General features: G+C 53.8%; 1 protein-coding gene. It reads right to left on the bottom strand.

Annotated features, from left to right (window positions below; translation table 11 throughout):
* On the bottom strand, positions 1-502 hold a 502-nt coding region (locus tag ACLJOK_RS33560), incomplete at both ends, for an ATP-binding cassette domain-containing protein (RefSeq protein ID WP_410822498.1).

Here is a 502-nt window from a genome sequence, read left to right as displayed (position 1 = left end):
TATAAACGCGCAGCTCGCCGTAATCCAGATCCGCCATGTGGGTACAGACCATGTTAAGGAAGTGACGGTCGTGCGAGATGATGATCATGGTGCTGTCACGCTCGTTCAGCACCTGTTCCAGCCAGCGAATGGTGTCGATGTCGAGGTTGTTGGTCGGTTCGTCGAGCAGGAGAATATCCGGATCAGCAAACAGCGCCTGCGCCAGAAGCACACGCAGCTTCCAGCCAGGAGCAACTTCACTCATCGGGCCGTAGTGCTGTTCCACTGGAATTCCCACGCCAAGCAACAGTTCACCGGCGCGAGCTTCCGCAGAGTAACCGTCTATTTCGCCGTATTTAACTTCCAGATCGGCCACTTTATAGCCGTCTTCTTCACTCATTTCCGGCAAAGCATAGATGCGGTCGCGCTCCTGCTTCACTTCCCACAACTCTTTATGCCCCATGATCACCGTATCCAGCACAGTGAACTCTTCAAAGGCAAACTGATCCTGACGCAGTTTACC

Origin of the sequence: Micromonospora sp. 050-3 (genome assembly GCF_046549335.1) — a bacterium.
Classification (GTDB): Bacteria; Actinomycetota; Actinomycetes; order Mycobacteriales; family Micromonosporaceae; genus Micromonospora; species Micromonospora trifolii.
This window is presented reverse-complemented; position numbering and strand designations above follow the sequence as displayed.